The 333-nt window shown below is 72.7% G+C and carries 1 protein-coding gene; it reads right to left on the minus strand.

The window, feature by feature from the left end; translation table 11 throughout:
• Nucleotides 1–333: Lrp/AsnC family transcriptional regulator (locus tag ACLZOT_RS50990; protein WP_416976116.1), on the minus strand; the 333-nt coding region annotated here is incomplete at both ends.

Here is a 333-nt window from a genome sequence, read left to right on the forward strand (position 1 = left end):
CTGGATCAGCCGCTGGATCACGTCCTCCAGGTGCCCGTTGTCCCGGGCGACGACACGGGTCAGCAGATCGCCGCCGCCCGTCGTCGAGAACGCCTCGATGATCTCGGGCACGGCCGCCAGCGCGTCACCCACCTCGACCAGATGCCCCTGGGTGACCTCCAGGTGGTCGAAGGCGAGCACGGGGTGGCCGAGCGCGGCGGGGGAGAGGGTCGGACCGGTGCCGGTGATCACGCCGTCCCGCTCCAGCCGGTCCAGCCGTGCCTGCAGGGTGCCGCGGGCCACGCCGAGGATGCGCGCGTACTCACGGACGCTGGTGCGCGGCTGCTCGATCAG

Source organism: Streptomyces sp. 4F14 (assembly GCF_048159485.1).
In the GTDB taxonomy this organism is placed as follows: domain Bacteria; phylum Actinomycetota; class Actinomycetes; order Streptomycetales; family Streptomycetaceae; genus Streptomyces.